This is a genomic window from Prosthecobacter sp., from assembly GCF_034366625.1.
Taxonomy (GTDB): Bacteria; Verrucomicrobiota; Verrucomicrobiia; order Verrucomicrobiales; family Verrucomicrobiaceae; genus Prosthecobacter.
The window spans coordinates 545,213-561,627 of record NZ_JAXMIH010000006.1 but is presented as its reverse complement, the minus strand read 5'-3'; the positions used below and the strand labels follow the sequence as shown (position 1 = coordinate 561,627).

Below are 16,415 nucleotides of genomic sequence, written 5' to 3'. Positions count from 1 at the left end.
GCCCTGTTTGAAGCCCTGGCTGCTCAGTCTCGCTCTTGTCACCACCGCCGCGCAGGCTGGTGTGCCTTGGGCTTGGCTGAATTCGAAGCTCACGCGCCTGGATTATGAGCATCAGTGGCTTCATGCGGAGCTCAATCAATTGCCGCCCATGCCCGTGCCGCAGCCGCATGAGCACGCTGGGTTCCACAGCGGCATCACCGCACAGCCGGATGCGGTGCGTTGGATTCAAATCGATCTCGGCGTGGAGCGCGCACTGGACGCCGTCGTCGTCATCCCGGCGATGCTCGGCGCTGCGGAGGTGCACGGTTTCCCACGGCGCTTCCGCATCGACGCGTCGAATGATCCGCTCTTTGCTGAATCCACGACGCTGCTGGATCAAACCGTGGGCGACGTGGCAATGCCGCTCGCGCCTTGGTTTGTCCCCGCGCTAAATGTGAAGGCACGGCATGTGCGTTTCACCGCCACGAAGCTCGTGCCCAAGCCACGCTTGGCGAATCAGTTCATCTTCTGCCTCGGCGAATTGCTCGTCTTCAGCGGTGGGCGAAATGTGGCGCTGCATGCCCCCGTGCTCGCGCCAAAATCCGTCGAGACGCTGCCCACGTGGTCGCCCAGGCATGTCGTCGATGGCTGCCATGCGCTCGGTCTGCCGCTGCGCGCCGATGCCGTGAATGGCAACGGCTGGCACAGCGCCATTTTCACCCGCGCAGACTCCACGAGCTGGTTGCGCGTCGATCTCGGCTCCGTGCGCGACATCGACGAGATCCGCCTCATCCCCGCGCATCCGCGCGACTACCCGGACCGCTTCGGTTTCGGCTTCCCGCAGCGCTTCAAGATCGAGGCGGATGGAAAAATCATCTTCGACAGCACCACCGCCGATTTCACCAATCCCGGCGACACCCCCGTGGCCTTTTCCACGCCCGGTTTGCGCGCGCGCAGCATTCAAATCACCGCCACACGCCTGTGGGAGCGCAGCGGCGATTTCGTTTTCGCGCTCGCGGAGCTGCAAGCCTTCGCAAACGGCCAAAACATTGCACGCGAGGCCACGGTGACGAGTTCTGACAGCACCATCACCGCCGCGTGGAATCACGCGAATCTGCTCGAAGGCCGCGCCAGCGCCGGTGTGCTGCTCGACGAGGCCAGGTGGCTCGCCGATCTGTCGAAGCGACGCGAATTCGAAGGCCGCCTGGCCTTCCTCGACATCGAAACCAACCTCGCCGTGCGTAAAGCTCAAGAGCGCGCCGTCTATCTTGCCCTCGCCCTCACCGCCATCGGCATCGGTGCCACCCTCGCCTTCCTGCTCCACCTGCGTCGCTCGCGTCGTCTCGAAATGGAGGCGTTGCGTCAACGCATCTCGCGTGATTTGCACGACGAGATTGGCAGCCATCTCGGCAGCATCCGTTTGATGTCCGAGCTGGCCTTGCGTGAAGACGGTGCCTCCGAATCACTCGAAGAAATTCATCGTCTTGCTGGCGAGGCCGCTGATTCCATGCGCGGTATCATCTGGCTCGTGCGCGAGGGCGATGCACCGAAGCTGACCAGTCTCGTCGAAGCCATGCGTCAAAGCGCCGCCGCACTGCTCAAAGGCATCGACTGGCACCTCAATACGCCCAGTGGCGACGATCCGACCACCGCTTCGCTGGAGTTTCATCGCCAGGTCTTCCTTTTCTTCCGCGAAGCCGCGCACAACATCACCCGCCATGCGCAAGCAACGCGGGTGATGATCGAGATCACCTGGCAGGCAAAACGCTTTACCCTCCGCATCGAGGACAATGGCTGTGGCTTCGATGCCGATGCCGTCACCGCCGGAAACGGCCTCGCCAACCTTCGTCATCGTGCCGAAGTGCTTGATGGCACGCTTCACATCACCAGCGTGCCTGGCAAAGGCACGCGCATCACGCTGGAGGCCACTTTACCATGAACGAGATCTGGATTGTCGAAGATCACGCCGCTTTCCGCCGCACGCTTGTCCGCGTGTTGAATGCCGAAACCGGCCTGCAATGCACCCGCGATTTTGATTCGTGCGAAAAGCTCCTCGCCGCACTCGCCAACGACGACACACCTGATTTGATCCTCCTCGATGTCGGTCTGCCCGGCATGAGTGGCCTCGACGGCATCCGCCTCATCAAGGAACGCGCTCCCAAAACGCTCGTCGTTATCCTCACCGTCTTTGAGGACGACGACAAAGTCTTCCAGGCCATCTGCGCTGGTGCCGCCGGCTATCTGTTGAAGACTAGTAGCGCCACCGAGATCATCCAGGCCGTGCGCGATGCCTTGACCGGCGGCTCACCCATGACCTCGCGAATCGCCCGTCGCGTGCTCGACATGTTTTCCAAGTTCGCTCCGAAGCAGAGCGACTACGGCCTCAGTGAACGCGAGAAAGAGATCCTCCAGCTCATGACCACCGGTCTCATCAAAAAAGAGATCGCCGACCGGCTTACACTCAGCATCCACACCGTCGATACCTATCTGCGCCGCATCTACGAGAAGCTGGAGGTGAACACGCGCACCGGAGCCGTGGCGAAGGCACTCAAGGAAGGACTTGTTTAGCGAGTAACAGAGCCGCTCTGTCGCGCTGCAGCCTCGCGCAGTTTGTCTTTCTTGCTTTTGCGTCGGCCTTTGATGCCACCGGTGCTTGGTGAGGGCGGCGGTGCCAGATCCAGCGGCTCAAAGCCAGGGATCTGCTCGCGTGCGATGCTTAGATGATGGCGCTTCTCGATGAGACAGAAGTGTGCGTGGGATTCTGCCGTGATGAAGCTCACCGCGACACCCGCTTCGCCCGCACGACCCGTGCGGCCGATGCGGTGTGTGTAATCCACGGCGGAGCGCGGCAGGTCGTAGTTCACCACCACGGGCAGTTGCACGATGTCCAATCCGCGTCCTGCGAGGTCCGTGGCGACGAGCACCTGAATTTGCGACTCTTTGAAGTCCGCCAAAGCCTGACTGCGCGCGCCTTGACTGAGGTCGCCATGAAAGGCCACCGCGCCGATGCCGCTGCGGCGCAGCTTATCAGCCACATGCTCAGCGCTGTATTGCTTTGCTACAAAGACGAGCACGCGCTTCCAGCCTTCGGTCTTGATCAAATGCCGCAGCAGCGGCGTGCGCTGGTCGGTGTCCACCTCGATGGCGCGCTGCTCGATGACAGGCATTTCAGTCGGCGCGCTTTCGATCTCGATCACCGTTGGTTCATGCAGCAGCTCCTTCGCCAGAGCTTGTACGGCTTCGGGGAACGTCGCCGAGAACAGCAGATTTTGTCGACGCTTCGGCAGCAGTGCGAGCACGCGCTTCAACTCATCGGCGAAGCCAAGATCCAACAACCGATCCGCCTCATCCAGCACCAGCGCGGAGACATAGGAAAGATGCAGCGCATTGTGATCCACGAGATCGAGCAGCCGCCCCGGCGTCGCGATCACAAAGTCCGCCCCACCGCGCAGCGCCATCATCTGTGGATTGATCGAAACTCCGCCAAACGCGCTCACCACTTTGATCCGCTCCGGTAGATGCACCGAGCAGCGCAGCACCGTCTCAGTGACCTGCGCCGCCAGTTCCCGCGTGGGCACTAGAATCAGCGTGTGGACACGCCGCGGCTTCTCCAGCCGTGTGGAAAGCCAGCGCTGAAGCAGCGGCAGCACAAACGCCATCGTCTTGCCCGAGCCCGTCTGAGCCGTCGCCAGCACATCCCCGCCCTTCAGCACCACCGGGATGGCGGCACTTTGTACAGGCGTTGGAGCGACGTATTGGCTGACCGCACTGAGAAGCGGAGCGGAGAGGCCGAGGGAGGAGAAAGGCATGGCTCTCTATAAGCCCTATCCGCGCAGCAGCAAGGTGACGACGTCGAAGGGTTCGTGCTTGTCCCGCGCTCGCGTGGCATGAAAGACTGCCTCCAGCGCCGTATGGAATGGTAATGCGCATCTTCTGTTTCATTGCTCTCGCCGCCACACCCGCCTTTGCGGTCGATTTCGTGCGCGAGGTGCGCCCGATCTTTGAAAAGCACTGCTACGAGTGCCACGGCGCGGAGAAACAGAAGAACGACTACCGACTCGACATCAAGGCCGTCGCTTTGACCGGCGGCGTGGATCACGCGCCGAACATCATCGCTGGCAAAAGCGCGGAGAGCCCGCTGTTTCGATTTGTGAGTGGTTTGGATGAAAAAATCTCGATGCCGCCGAAGTCGAAGCTCAACAGCGCGGACATCGACGTGCTGAAGCGCTGGATCGATGAAGGTGCAGTGTGGCCGGAGGGCGTCGATGTCGCGAAGATTGAGAACAGACTCGACTGGTGGAGTTTCAAGCCGCTCCAGGCAAAAGTGGGCACGATAGACATTGATTCGTTCATTCACGCGAAGCTCGCGGAGAAAGGCCTGAAGCCAGCGTCACAAGCAGATGCGCGCACCTTGATCCGACGCCTTTACTTCGATCTCACCGGCCTGCCGCCCACGCCGGAGGAAATCACGAAGTACGCTGCACTGCCGTATGAGAAGCTCGTGGACGACTTGCTCTCTTCGCCGCGCTACGGAGAACGCTGGGCACGCCACTGGCTCGATCTGGTCCACTACGGCGAAACGCACGGCTACGACAAAGACAAGCCGCGCAACAACGCCTGGCCCTACCGCGACTACGTCATTCGCGCTTTCAACAACGACAAGCCTTACGCGCGATTCATCGAGGAACAGATCGCGGGTGATGCGCTCCATCCCGGCACCACGGATGGCATCACGGCGCTTGGCTTCATCGCTGCCGGGCCGTGGGATCTCATTGGTCACGCGGAAGTGCCGGAAACAAAGCTCGATGGCAAGATCGCCCGCCATCTCGACCGCGATGACATGGTGCAAAACGCCGTCGGCACCTTTTGCAGCCTCACGGTGCAGTGCGCGCAATGCCACTATCACAAGTTCGATCCCATCTCGCAGGAGGACTACTATTCGCTGCAGGCCGTGTTTGCCGGCATCGACCGCACCGACGTGGATTATTATCCCGACGACGCTTTGATGCAGAAGTTTGCCGCGCTTCAGAAGCAGAAGAAGCAGTTTACCGATGAGATCGCCGCGCTGGAGGAGCCTTTGAAGAAAAAAGCAGGGGAAGCCTATGCCGCGCTCAGCAAGCGCATCGACGGCGCTGCGGATAAAGGCGCGAATCCGAACGCGAAACCTGACTTCGGCTACCACAGCGCCATTTCACCCACGCAGGATGCTGTGAAGTGGGTGCAGGTCGATCTCGGCAAGAGCGTGCAGGTCGAACGCATCGTGCTAAAGCCCTGCTACGATGATTTTGGCAAGATCGGTGGCGGCTTCGGATTCCCCGTGCGCTTCAAGATCGAAGTCAGTGATGATCCCACCTTCAAGACTGGTGTCACGCTTGTGTGGCGGAAGCACGATGCCACCTTCATGAACGACTTCGTGAATCCCGGCCTCAAGCCCTTCGAAAGCGGCACCGCAGGCGATGACGGCGTCACCGGCCGCTTTGTGCGCGTCACCGCCGTGAAGCTCGCGCCGCGCATGAGCGACTATATTTTCGCGCTGGCCGAGATGGAGGTCTATGACAGTAAAACTGGCCCCAACCTCGCCGTCGGTCGTCCCGTGACCTCGCTCGACAGCATCGAGGCCGCGCCGCGCTGGCGCAAAACCAACCTCACCGATGGCATCGCCCCCGAGAGCCGCACCGAGGAAGACAAACTGAAGCTCATCCGCGAACGCGATGCCCTCATGCTCGCGCAAGCCGATGAAGCCACGAAGACGAAGCTCCACGCTGCACGCAAACAGCGTGATGCCTTGCCTCAACTGCCTGCGCCACAGAAAGTCTATGCCGGAGCCGTCCATTACGGCAGTGGTGCCTTCAAAGGCACGCACGGCATCCCGCGCGTCATTCAGGTGCTCAAACGCGGAGACATGAAGCAGCCCGCGCAGGAAGTCAGCGCTGGCACAGTGACGGCGCTGAGCAAACTGCTTCAAGTTCCATTTCAAGTCACTGGCGAGCACGAATCTGCGCGCCGCGCCGCTTTGGCGAAGTGGATCACCGACAAAAACAACGCGCTCACCTGGCGCAGCATCGTCAACCGCGTCTGGCAGCATCATTTCGGTCGCGGCCTCGTCGATACCTCGAATGACTTTGGTCGCATGGGCGGCAAACCGAGCCACCCTGAGTTGCTGGACTGGCTGGCATTGACTTTCCGAGCCGACTTCGGCGGCAGCCTCAAGAAGCTGCACAAGCTCATCGTGATGTCAGAGGTCTATCGCCAAAAGTCCGACTCGTCCGATCTGTCGGACAAGTCCGACGCCGCGAACATGTGGCTCTCCCATCAAAACCGCCGCAAACTCGACGCCGAGTCGATTCGTGACTCCATCCTCGCCGTCAGCGGCAAACTTGATCTCACCATGGGCGGACCGAGCTTCCAGGACTTCATCATCGACAAGCCGCAGCACTCTCCGCACTACGAATACCACCTCCACGATCCCGAAGATCCGAAGAGCCACCGCCGCAGCATCTACCGCTTCATCGTGCGCAGTCAGCAGCAGCCCTTCATGACAGTGATGGACTGCGCCGACCCTTCGATGCGCGTCGAGAAACGCAACGAATCCCTCAGCCCGCTCCAGGCGCTCGCGTTGATGAACAACGGCCTCACCGTGACGATGGCGAAGCACTTCGCCACTCGCGTTGCCAAAGAATCCGCCGGACTCGAAGCGCAAACGAAGCGTGCCTTCGCCCTCGCGCTCTCCCGCGAGCCGACGGCGGACGAACTCATCCCGCTGGTTGAATACGCGAAGCGTGAAGGCTTGGAGAACACCTGCCGGGTGATCCTGAATCTGAACGAATTCAGCTTTGTGGATTGAAGGCGAGTCAAGGGGTCAAGGAGTGGTCAAGAAGTCAAGACGGTCACTGCTTGACGCTCTTGACCTTTTGACGGCGAAGCCTTGACGTTCCCAACTCTCCCCGCTCATACTCACGTCTTCTCAACCATGAACACCCAACATCCCGCTGAACGCATCCTTCTCGGCCCTGGCCCCAGTCCTGTCCCATCACGCGTGCTGCGCGCCCTCGGTGCGCCCACGCTCGGCCACCTTGATCCGCAGTATGTCGCCATCATGGATGAGGTCTGCGAAATGCTTCGTCAGGTGTTTCGCACGAAGAACGCGCTCACCTTTCCCGTCAGCGGCACCGGCATGGCGGGGATGGAATGCATCGCTGTCAATCTCATCGAACCCGGTGACGAGGTGATCGTCTGCGTGAACGGCGTCTTCGGCGGGCGCATGAAAGATGTCATGGAGCGCTGCGGTGCCACCGTGCATGCCGTTGAGGCCGCGTGGGGCGATGTCATCGCGTTCGATCAAATCGCCGCCGCACTCGATCAGCATCCGAAATCAAAACTCGTCGGCATTGTGCATGCCGAGACCAGCACCGGCGCGTTGCAGCCGCTCGAAGGCCTCGCCGAAATCGTGCATGGCAAAGGCGCGCTGCTCGTCGTCGATGCCGTCACCAGCCTCGGCGGTCACGAATTGAAGGTCGATGACTGGGGCATCGACGCCATCTACAGCGGCACGCAGAAATGCCTGAGCTGCCCGCCCGGCCTCGCGCCTGTGAGTTTTGGTGACCGTGCGCTCGCCGTCATGGATGCGCGCAAAACGAAAGTGCAATCGTGGTACCTCGATGTCTCGATGCTGCGCAAATACTACCTCGGTGGTGGCGGTGGCCGCGTGTATCATCACACCGCGCCGATCAACATGACCTACGCCTTGCGTGAGGCGCTCGCCATCGTGTTGGAGGAAGGATTGGAGGCCCGCATCGCCCGCCACGTGCAGATGCATCAGCGCCTGCGTGCCGGATTGGAGGCGATGGGCATCAGCTATGTGCCAAAGCACTCGCTCCACACGCTCAATTGCATCCACATCCCCGCCGGAGCCGATGACGCTGGCACGCGCAAGCGCCTGCTCGAAGAATACGGCATCGAAATCGGCGCCGGACTCGGCGTCATGGCCGGCAAAGCCTGGCGCATCGGCCTCATGGGCCACGGCTCGACCGTGCGAAACGTCGATCTCGTGCTCACGGCACTGAAAAACGTGCTGAAATAAACCAGCCGATCATGTCCACCGCGCTTGATCGTCTGGCAGCGTTGTTACCGCCGGAGCGTCTGCTCATGCGTCCGGTGGAACTTGCCGCTTACGAAAGCGACGGTCTCACCGCCTTTCGCACACGGCCGCTCGCCGTCGTCGTGCCGGAGACGACGGACGAAGTCACCGCCATCGTGCGGCTCTGTCATGAATTGAAGCTGCCGTTCGTCGCACGCGGCAGCGGCACCAGTTTGTCGGGCGGATCACTGCCCATCGCGGAAGGCATCGTCATCGCGCTCAATCGTCTGAATCGCATCCTGAAGCTCGATCCCACACAGCGCATGGCCGTCGTCGAGCCCGGCGTAATCAACACGCAGGTCACGACGGCTGCGACACCGTTTGGATTGCATTACGCGCCCGATCCTTCGTCACAAAGCATCTGCACCATCGGTGGGAACGTCGCCTTCAACTCTGGCGGCGCGCATTGCCTCAAATACGGCATGACCGCGAACCACATCCTCGGCATCAAGGCCGTGCTAGGCGCCGGTGAGGTCGTCGAATGGGGTGGCGGCAGCCGCGAACGGCTCGGGCCTGACTGGTGCGGCCTGTTCACCGGCAACGAAGGCCTGTTTGGCATTGCATTGGAGATCACACTCCAGCTTTTGCCGAAGCCCGAATGCTTCCACACCGTGCTCGCCGGTTATCGCACGCTCGAACAAGCGGGCGACGCCGTCTCCGCCGTGATCGCGAGCGGATTGCTGCCTGGAGCCATCGAGATCATGGATGCGCTCGCGCTTGAGGCTGCAGTCGCGGCGGTTCATGCCGAATATCCGCCGGGATGCGAGGCCGTGCTCATCGTCGAACTCGAAGGCCCGCGCGAAGTTGTCGCCATCGAACGCGAGCGGTTGGACACGATCCTCGCCGCCAGCCAGCCCGTCGAAATGCGTCCCGCACGCGATGCGGAAGAACGCGCCGCGATCTGGAAAGGCCGTAAGAGCGCCTTCAGCGCTGTGGGCCGTCTGTCGCCCGATTTCATCGTGCAGGATGGTGTCGTGCCGCGTCGCAAACTCGGCGAAGCACTGCGCCGCATCGCCGAAATGGCACGCGAGTCGAACATCCGCGTCGCAAACGTCTTCCACGCTGGCGATGGCAATCTGCATCCGCTCATCCTGTTCGATGGCCGCGAGGAAGGCGCATTGCAGCGCGCCGAAGATCTCGCCGGTCGCATCTTGAAGATGTGCGTCGAGATGGGCGGCTCCATCACCGGCGAACACGGCATCGGCGTCGAGAAACGCGACTTCCTGCCCGACATGTTCACCGCCGACGAGATCGACTGCATGCAGCGCCTCCGCGCCGCCTTCGATCCCCTCGGCATCGCCAATCCGGGCAAGATGTTCCCTGGCAAAGAAGCACCCGCCTTGTCGCATGTCGGTCTGCATCCGCTGGAGAAGGCCGGCGTCATTTCACGCGAATGATCACTCCTTCATCACTCACCGAACTCCGCGACGCCGTGCTTTCCGCACCGCGCGTGCTCGCCGTGGGTGCGGAGACGAAACCGCGTTTATCTGCCGTCGATGCGGTGAAGATTTCGACGCGGCAGTTGCGCGGCATCACGGAGTATGAGCCGAGCGAGTTCACCTTCACCGCTCTCGCCGGAACGCCGGTGAGGGAGATCATCGCGGCGCTGGCGGAGAAGGGGCAGTATCTGCCGTTTGATCCGATGCTCGTCGAGGCGGGCAGCACCATTGGCGGCGTGGTGGCGAGCGGTTTGAGCGGACCGGGACGCTTCCGCTATGGTGGCGTGCGCGATTTCATCCTCGGCGTGCGGTTTGTCGATGGCATGGGCCGTTTGCTGAGACTGGGCGGCAAGGTCGTCAAAAACGCGGCTGGATTTGATGTGCCGAAGTTTTTGGTCGGCAGTCTCGGCAGATTCGGTGTGATCGGTGAAGTGACCTTCAAGGTGTTTCCACGTCGTGAATCGATGCTGACGCTCGAAATGCCTTTCGATGCCGACAGGATGGCCTGCATCGCCAATTCACGCTTCGAGGCCGATGCGCTCGATGTTTTGCCCGGCGGCGAAACCATGCTCGTGCGGCTCGCGGGACCTGGAAAAGCCCTCGAAGTTCTCGCGAAGGAGATCGGCGGCGAAATCATCGACAACGCCATCTGGAACGAGATTTGCGAGACACGCTGGAATTTCAAAACCGACCTCACGCCGGATCAAATCGGCGATTTCAAAGCCGCGCATGTGAGTTGCGGCGGCAACGTGGCTTTCTCGACCATGCTTCCGTCTCGTGGTCTCACGCTGCGCGGCGATTTCCCGCTGTGGATCGGCGGCAGACCGCGCTTTGCCATCGAAGCTGCGGTGAAGCAGGCGCTCGATCCGCAGAACCATTTTCCAACTCTTGACGACTGATGCTGCACGCCATTCCAACCGAAAAATTCGGCCCGCTGGGCGAACCGATGGCGAAAGCGGTGTCGGCGTGCGTGCATTGCGGGTTTTGCTTGGCAGCATGCCCGACCTATCACGAACTCGGACAGGAGATGGACACGCCGCGTGGACGCATCGTGCTGATGAAGGAGGTTCTCGAAGGCAAGATGAGCTTCGAGGCCGCACAGCCGCATGTGGACCGCTGTCTCGGCTGTCTGGCGTGTGAACCGGCCTGTCCGAGCGGCGTGCCGTATCGCGATTTGATCAGTCCGTTTCGTGCTGTGGCAGCCTCGAAGATGAAACGCGGCCTGCTGGAGCGTGTACGGCGCTTTGTCACGACGCAGACGATTCCGTATCCCTCGCGATTCCGCGTGGCGATGTGGTTTGGGAGACTTGGGAAAGCCGTGTTGCCGAAGAAGTGGCAGTCGATGCTCGAACTCGTGCCCGATAAGCTTCCACCCGCAGAATTATTGGCCGAGGTGAATCCCGCCATCGGCGAAAAGCGTGCCCGCGTGGCCTTGCTCACCGGCTGTGCTCAGCAGGTGCTCGATCCCGACATCAACACCGCTACGATTGAGGTGCTCACTCGCAACGGCGTCGAAGTTGTCATTCCACGCACGCAAGGCTGCTGCGGTGGCCTCGCCTGGCACACGGGCGATCTCGCAGCAGCACAAAAATTCGCACGGCAGAACCTGAATGCCTTTCCTGATGATGTGGATGCGATCCTGACCAACGCCGCAGGCTGCGGCTCGGCAATGCACGAGTATCATCTCGTTTTGCGCGGCACCTCAGATGAAGCGCGCGCGGAGCGCTTCCGCCATTGCGTCATGGATGTGAGCGTGTTTTTGATAAAGCTTGGTCTGCGCGAGCCGTTGCGCGAAACGAACCTCAAAGTCGCCTACCACGACGCCTGCCACCTCGCGAACGCTCAGAATGTGCGGCGGCAGCCACGCGATCTCCTGCGTGCGATTCCCGGCCTCGAACTCCTCGAAATCACCGATGCGCACCTCTGCTGCGGCAGCGCCGGTAGCTACAACATGGATCAGCCCGAGATCGCCACCTCGCTCGGCGAACAGAAAGCGCGCGCCGTAATCGCAACTGGTGCCGAAGTCATCGCCTCGGGCAACATCGGCTGCCTGACGCAGTTGCGGCTGCATTTGAAGAAACTCGGCTCGAACATCGAGGTGCGGCATACGCTGCAAATTCTGCGTGATGCACTGAAGTGACTTCAGCCGTCGTTGCCGATGGATTCAGTAGGGCAGCCAAGGCGGGCTTCGTCGGCAAGGCCGACTTCGACTTCAGTGACAGGTTGACGATAAACGATGCTGTAGCCGCCTTCGTCATGACGACGGAAAAAGTCCGGCGCGGTGGAGGGGCAAAGGCCGCAGTCGATGCAGGTGTCATCGACATAATAGCGACCGGGGACGTTCTCAGGATGGCGGTTGTTGGGATCAGGCATGGTGTGGGCGGGTTGATGCGCTGACAGTCGCACGCCTGATTATTGAGTGAAGTGCATTAATAGCATCGTTTATTGCTAATAATGCATGAGTATCTAGCCCGAAAGCCGTTCGATTTGTACAGCCTGCATCTGTTTCATCTGGTGGTGAAGCATCACAGCTTCACAAAGGCGGCGCGGGAAGCGGGACTGACGCAAAGTGCGCTCACAAGGCAGATGCAGGCTTTGGAACAGCGCTTGGGAGTTGATTTGCTCAACCGTACGACACGCAGCGTTGCGGTGACGGAGGCGGGCCGCTATTTGTTCGCGGAATCGGCGAAGCTGCTGGGCGGCGTGGCTTCGACGCTGGAGGGTTTGCAGACGGAGTTTGCTTCAACCAAGCCGCTGGTGCGCGTGGGACTTTCGCGCACGGTATCGGGGGCCTACATGCCCGGATTTTTTCATGCGAATCGCCAGCGGCTGCCGCAGGTGAACTGCGCGGTGTCCTATCTTTCGAGCACGGAGATCATGCAGGGCATCGAACAGCATGACATCGATATTGGAGTCTTCTGCATCCCATCCAAGCTGCCGCAGACGCTAAAAGTGACACATCGATTCAAAGATGCCTTCACGTTGATCGCGCATGAACCGGAGGGAGCAAAGCCGTTGCCGACGAAGCGTGCCGAAGTGCTGAAATGGGCCGCGAAACAGCCTTGGTTGCTGATTCAAGAGGTGACGACAACAGGAAAGCTGCTGCATCGCTGGATGAAACGTCAGGGACTGGCAGTGGAGCCGTTGATGGAGGCCGACAGCTTTGATTTGATCATCAATCTGGTGGCAAGCGGACTGGGCGTGAGTTTCGTGCCGATCCGGGCGCTGGCACTCTATCGGCGGAAGCATTCTCTGAAACTGGTCACGCTGGAACCACGGTTTGAGCGCGAACTGGTGGTGGTGACGCGGCGGCACCGGAAGGTGCCGGAACACCTGACGAAGTTTATTGAGAACATCCTGTTCTAAGGCAAGTGACGCAAATGTTGCCTGTCGTGATGCGATTGGTTTAACTTCGTGTCAGCAATCATGATAACCCGAACCAAAACCCTGCTTCGCTTTTTGAAGCGCTGCTTTGGCTGGCTGCTCATCGCGTTCAGCACGCTGGGGTTGCTGGGGATTGTGATTCACTGGTTTCTGACGGGCCCGGTATCTGTTAGCGCACCGTGGATCACCGGCCCCTCGCTCGTCATTGACGGCTTCAGGATCGACTGCACCACCTGGTGGGGCACAGCCATTCTGATCTTGTTTCATCTGTTTGTTCTGGCATGGGGCTGGGACTTCGTAAAATCGGGCAAAGCTCTGCTGAAACCACAACCTCTACCATGACCTGGTCCCAAAATTACGATCCACTCGGCAGTTTGATCCTTTCCTCGCTGGTGGCGGCGGTGCCAGTGGTGACGTTGCTTGGATTGCTGGCGTTCTGGCATGTGCGGGCGCAGATCGCGGCGCTGGCTGGGTTGGTGGTGGCGCTGTTGATCGCGATGTTTGTCTATCACATGCCGGCGTCGATGGCGGGCATGGCGGCGGTGAACGGAGCGGTGTTTGGGCTGTTTCCCATCGGCTGGATCGTGTTGAACGCGATGTTTGTTTATAACCTGAGCGTGGAGACGGGGCAGTTCGCGGTGCTACAGCGGCAGATCGCGAGTGTTTCGAGTGATCGGCGAATTCAAGCGCTGCTCATCGCCTTTGCCTTTGGTGCGTTCATCGAAGGTGCGGCGGGCTTTGGAGCGCCGGTGGCGATCACGGGGGCGCTCATGATCGGTCTCGGATTCAAACCGCTCGAAGCTGCAAAGCTGGCGCTCATCGGCAACACCGCGCCAGTGGCGTTTGGGTCTCTCGGCACACCGTTGACGACGCTGGCGGACATTACGGGTCTAGATCTCATGTCACTGAGTGCGATGGTCGGGCGGCAGTTGCCGGTGTTCTCGTTGATCGTGCCGTTCTGGTTGGTGGCGGCGCAGGTCGGCGTGCGTGGGATGTTGGGCGTGTGGCCGGCGTGCTTCGTGACAGGCGCGAGCTTTGGCGTGATGCAGTTCGTGATGAGCAACTACCACGGGCCGTGGCTGGTGGACATCGTGAGCGCGGTGGTGGCGATGGCAGTGCTGGTGCTGTTTATGAAGGTGTGGAAGCCGAAGGATGCCGCCGAAAAACCTGTGGTGGCAGAAGTGCGCGAAGCTTCACCGTGGAAGGCGTGGCTGCCGTGGGTGTTTTTGACGGCCTTTGTGTTCTGCTGGGGCATGCCGGCGGTGAAAAGCGGTTTGAACGGTGTCTTCAATCAGGAGATCGAGGTGCCGCTACTGCACAAGATGGTAGAGCGCGTGCCGCCGGTCGTCGTTCATGCCGAGCTGGAGAAGGCGGTGTTCAAATTCAACGCGCTGAGCGCCACCGGCACGGCAGCGCTGCTCGCAGGCATGGCGGCGGGGCTGTGCCTCGGCCTGTCGCCAATGCGTTTGCTTAAATTGTATGGCGTGACGATTTGGAAGCTGCGCGTGCCGCTGCTGACGATATCGCTCATGCTCGCGCTCGGTTATGTGACACGCTACAGCGGCACAGACACGACGATGGGCCTCATGATGGCCGACACCGGAGTACTGTTTCCCTTCTTCTCGCCGATCATCGGCTGGCTCGGCGTGGCGCTCACGGGAAGCGACACTTCGTCGAACGTGCTTTTCGGCAATCTCCAGCAAGTCACCGCGAACCAACTGCATCTCTCGCCGATTCACATGGCGGCGTCGAACAGCAGTGGCGGCGTGATGGGCAAGATGATCGACGCGCAAAGCATCGTGGTCGCCGCTGTGGCGACGGGTGGCCATCCCGACAGTCCCGACGCGGGTACCGTGCTGCGTAGTGTCTTCTGGCACAGCGTGGCGCTGGCACTGCTCATGGGCCTGCTGGTGATGGCGCAGGCGTATTGGCTGCCATGGATGATCGTGAAGTGATCCGCGATTGCGTGACAAAGACGAACTCGCCGGCCGCGTATGATTCAGGCACACTCCACCATGCTCACCCGCCGCCAGCTTCTTCAAACCGCCGGACAAGGTTTCGGCGCGCTCGCGTTTGCCTCGCTGAATGCGGCGGAGACGGCGCATCGCTCGCAAGTCATCGCGCCCAAGGCGAAACGCGTGGTGCAGCTCTTCATGGGCGGCGCGGCGTCGCACATTGATTTGTTTGATTTCAAACCGGCGCTGATCAAACACCACGGTGAGGAGTCCAATTTCGGCGAAGCCGTGGAGGCGTTTCAAAATGGCCTCGGGCCGTGGAAGAAGCCGGTGTGGGAGTTCAAACCATACGGGCAAAGCGGCAGAATGCTCAGTGAGGCCGTCGCACCGCTCGGAGCTTGTGCTGACGACATGGCCTTCGTGCATAACATGGTAGGCAAGACCGGCGTGCATTCGCAGGGCACGCTGCTGCAGGCCACGGGCTTCAATCTACCTGGCTTTCCGGGCATGGGCTGCTGGGTGAGTTATGCGCTTGGATCGCTGAGCGACAATTTGCCGACCTTCGTCGTGCTGCCTGATCATCGTGGATTTGCCTCCAATGGTCCGAAGAACTGGGACAGCGCTTTTTTGCCCTCTCAGCATGCGGGAACGATCATTTATCCCGAAGCGGAGACGCCGATTGCAGATCTGTTCCCTCACAAATCAGGCCGCTACATCTCGGCGCGGTCAGATCGAGGCGGATTTGAGCTGCTGGAGCAGTTGAACCGCAAGCACATGCAACAGCGCGAGGAAGACAGCCGTCTCGACTCACGCATCAAGAGCTACGAACTCGCCGCGAAGATGCAGCTCGCCGCGCCTGAGGCGCTGGACATCAGCCATGAGAGTGATGCGATGAAGGCGATGTATGGGATTCAGGAGCATCGCAAAGTCTGGCCTACCGAGATCAATCCCGAAGAAGAAGCTGACTACATGGGCCGCAAGTGTCTCGCTGCGCGCCGTTTGCTCGAACGTGGCGTGCGATTCGTGCAAATCTGGAGCGGCAACGACAACGGTTTCCCGCGTCGCAACTGGGACAGCCACGAAGATGTCGAGCGTGATCATGGCCCGCTCGCCTGGGGCATGGCGAAGGCCGTTTCAGCACTCATTCTCGATTTAAAACAGCGCGGGTTACTCGACGAGACGATCATTCTCTGGACGACCGAGTTTGGACGAATGCCGAGCACACAGGGCGGCAAAGGCCGCGACCACAACCCTTACGTCTTCACGAACTGGCTCTGCGGCGGTGGCATCAAAGGCGGTGTTACTGCAGGGGAGAGTGACCAGTGGGGCTACAAGCCGCTCGACCGCGCGAATCCCACGACCTGCTACGACATCCATGCCACGATGATGCACCTGCTCGGCATCAATCACGAAAAACTGACCGTCCGCCACAACGGCATCGACCGCCGCCTCACGGATGTGCATGGGCATGTGATTCGTGAGTTGTTGGCGTGAAGCTTGCCTTTGGTGGGATGCGGGGTA

At 60.6% G+C, this 16,415-nt stretch carries 13 protein-coding genes; 11 read left to right on the top strand and 2 right to left on the bottom strand.

Features of this window, described 5'->3' with window-relative positions; all coding sequences use genetic code 11:
• Positions 1-7 precede the first annotated feature (7 nt).
• Positions 8-1,918 carry a histidine kinase gene (locus U1A53_RS05150; RefSeq protein ID WP_322279421.1) on the top strand — a complete coding sequence of 637 codons (1,911 nt, stop codon included), beginning with the start codon at positions 8-10 and terminating at the stop codon, positions 1,916-1,918.
• Positions 1,915-2,547, top strand: coding sequence for a response regulator transcription factor (locus U1A53_RS05145; protein ID WP_322279420.1), 633 nt, complete (start codon positions 1,915-1,917; stop codon positions 2,545-2,547). The genes U1A53_RS05150 and U1A53_RS05145 overlap by 4 nt, the downstream gene beginning before the upstream one ends.
• Here the strand turns inward: U1A53_RS05145 and U1A53_RS05140 are convergent.
• Positions 2,544-3,788, bottom strand: a complete 1,245-nt coding sequence (locus U1A53_RS05140) for a DEAD/DEAH box helicase (protein WP_322279419.1) — start codon at positions 3,786-3,788, stop codon at positions 2,544-2,546. The two genes, U1A53_RS05145 and U1A53_RS05140, sit on opposite strands and share 4 nt — an antisense overlap.
• Positions 3,789-3,901: 113 nt before the next feature.
• Between U1A53_RS05140 and U1A53_RS05135 the strand changes: the two genes are divergently transcribed.
• From U1A53_RS05135 to glcF, 5 genes are all read left to right on the top strand, one after another.
• Positions 3,902-6,823, top strand: coding sequence for a DUF1553 domain-containing protein (locus tag U1A53_RS05135; RefSeq protein ID WP_322279417.1), 2,922 nt, complete (start codon positions 3,902-3,904; stop codon positions 6,821-6,823).
• A 126-nt stretch (positions 6,824-6,949) separates the two neighbouring features.
• Positions 6,950-8,059 carry an alanine--glyoxylate aminotransferase family protein gene (locus U1A53_RS05130; protein ID WP_322279416.1) on the top strand — a complete coding sequence of 370 codons (1,110 nt, stop codon included), beginning with the start codon at positions 6,950-6,952 and terminating at the stop codon, positions 8,057-8,059.
• A gap of 11 nt (positions 8,060-8,070) precedes the next feature.
• On the top strand, positions 8,071-9,513 hold the full coding sequence (locus tag U1A53_RS05125) for an FAD-linked oxidase C-terminal domain-containing protein (RefSeq protein WP_322279415.1): 1,443 nt from the start codon (positions 8,071-8,073) through the stop codon (positions 9,511-9,513).
• The gene (locus tag U1A53_RS05120; protein ID WP_322279413.1) at positions 9,510-10,454 is read left to right on the top strand and encodes an FAD-binding protein; all 945 of its coding nucleotides are present in this window, start codon (positions 9,510-9,512) and stop codon (positions 10,452-10,454) included. The genes U1A53_RS05125 and U1A53_RS05120 overlap by 4 nt, the downstream gene beginning before the upstream one ends.
• Positions 10,454-11,695, top strand: a complete 1,242-nt coding sequence (gene glcF, locus U1A53_RS05115; protein ID WP_322279412.1) for a glycolate oxidase subunit GlcF — start codon at positions 10,454-10,456, stop codon at positions 11,693-11,695. Before U1A53_RS05120 ends, glcF begins: the two co-directional genes overlap by 1 nt.
• 2 nt (positions 11,696-11,697) lie before the next feature.
• Here glcF and U1A53_RS05110 read toward each other — a convergent pair whose 3' ends face one another.
• The gene (locus tag U1A53_RS05110; RefSeq protein ID WP_322279411.1) at positions 11,698-11,928 is read right to left on the bottom strand and encodes a ferredoxin; all 231 of its coding nucleotides are present in this window, start codon (positions 11,926-11,928) and stop codon (positions 11,698-11,700) included.
• A gap of 81 nt (positions 11,929-12,009) precedes the next feature.
• On the opposite strand from U1A53_RS05110, the gene U1A53_RS05105 reads away from it, so the two are divergent.
• The 4 genes from U1A53_RS05105 to U1A53_RS05090 are packed head-to-tail and all read left to right on the top strand — an operon-like array spanning position 12,010 to position 16,388.
• Positions 12,010-12,921 (top strand): LysR family transcriptional regulator, encoded by a 912-nt coding sequence (locus tag U1A53_RS05105; protein ID WP_322279409.1) that lies wholly within the window; start codon positions 12,010-12,012, stop codon positions 12,919-12,921.
• 60 nt (positions 12,922-12,981) lie between these two features.
• Complete coding sequence (locus U1A53_RS05100; RefSeq protein ID WP_322279407.1) at positions 12,982-13,281, top strand: hypothetical protein; 300 nt, start codon at positions 12,982-12,984, stop codon at positions 13,279-13,281.
• Entirely contained in the window at positions 13,278-14,894 is a 1,617-nt protein-coding gene (locus U1A53_RS05095; RefSeq protein WP_322279406.1) for an L-lactate permease, read from the top strand. The genes U1A53_RS05100 and U1A53_RS05095 overlap by 4 nt, the downstream gene beginning before the upstream one ends.
• A 60-nt stretch (positions 14,895-14,954) precedes the next feature.
• Positions 14,955-16,388, top strand: a complete 1,434-nt coding sequence (locus U1A53_RS05090; protein ID WP_322279404.1) for a DUF1501 domain-containing protein — start codon at positions 14,955-14,957, stop codon at positions 16,386-16,388.
• The last annotated feature ends 27 nt before the right edge of the window (positions 16,389-16,415 follow it).

Bases quoted from the DNA above. Each gene is read 5' to 3' on its own strand.
- U1A53_RS05145 (WP_322279420.1), top strand. From the start codon at position 1,915: ATGAACGAGATCTGGATTGTCGAAGATCACGCCGCTTTCCGCCGCACG.
- U1A53_RS05140 (WP_322279419.1), bottom strand. From the start codon at position 3,788: ATGCCTTTCTCCTCCCTCGGCCTCTCCGCTCCGCTTCTCAGTGCGGTC.
- U1A53_RS05135 (WP_322279417.1), top strand. From the start codon at position 3,902: ATGCGCATCTTCTGTTTCATTGCTCTCGCCGCCACACCCGCCTTTGCG.
- U1A53_RS05130 (WP_322279416.1), top strand. From the start codon at position 6,950: ATGAACACCCAACATCCCGCTGAACGCATCCTTCTCGGCCCTGGCCCC.
- U1A53_RS05125 (WP_322279415.1), top strand. From the start codon at position 8,071: ATGTCCACCGCGCTTGATCGTCTGGCAGCGTTGTTACCGCCGGAGCGT.
- U1A53_RS05120 (WP_322279413.1), top strand. From the start codon at position 9,510: ATGATCACTCCTTCATCACTCACCGAACTCCGCGACGCCGTGCTTTCC.
- glcF (WP_322279412.1), top strand. From the start codon at position 10,454: ATGCTGCACGCCATTCCAACCGAAAAATTCGGCCCGCTGGGCGAACCG.
- U1A53_RS05110 (WP_322279411.1), bottom strand. From the start codon at position 11,928: ATGCCTGATCCCAACAACCGCCATCCTGAGAACGTCCCCGGTCGCTAT.
- U1A53_RS05105 (WP_322279409.1), top strand. From the start codon at position 12,010: ATGCATGAGTATCTAGCCCGAAAGCCGTTCGATTTGTACAGCCTGCAT.
- U1A53_RS05100 (WP_322279407.1), top strand. From the start codon at position 12,982: ATGATAACCCGAACCAAAACCCTGCTTCGCTTTTTGAAGCGCTGCTTT.
- U1A53_RS05095 (WP_322279406.1), top strand. From the start codon at position 13,278: ATGACCTGGTCCCAAAATTACGATCCACTCGGCAGTTTGATCCTTTCC.
- U1A53_RS05090 (WP_322279404.1), top strand. From the start codon at position 14,955: ATGCTCACCCGCCGCCAGCTTCTTCAAACCGCCGGACAAGGTTTCGGC.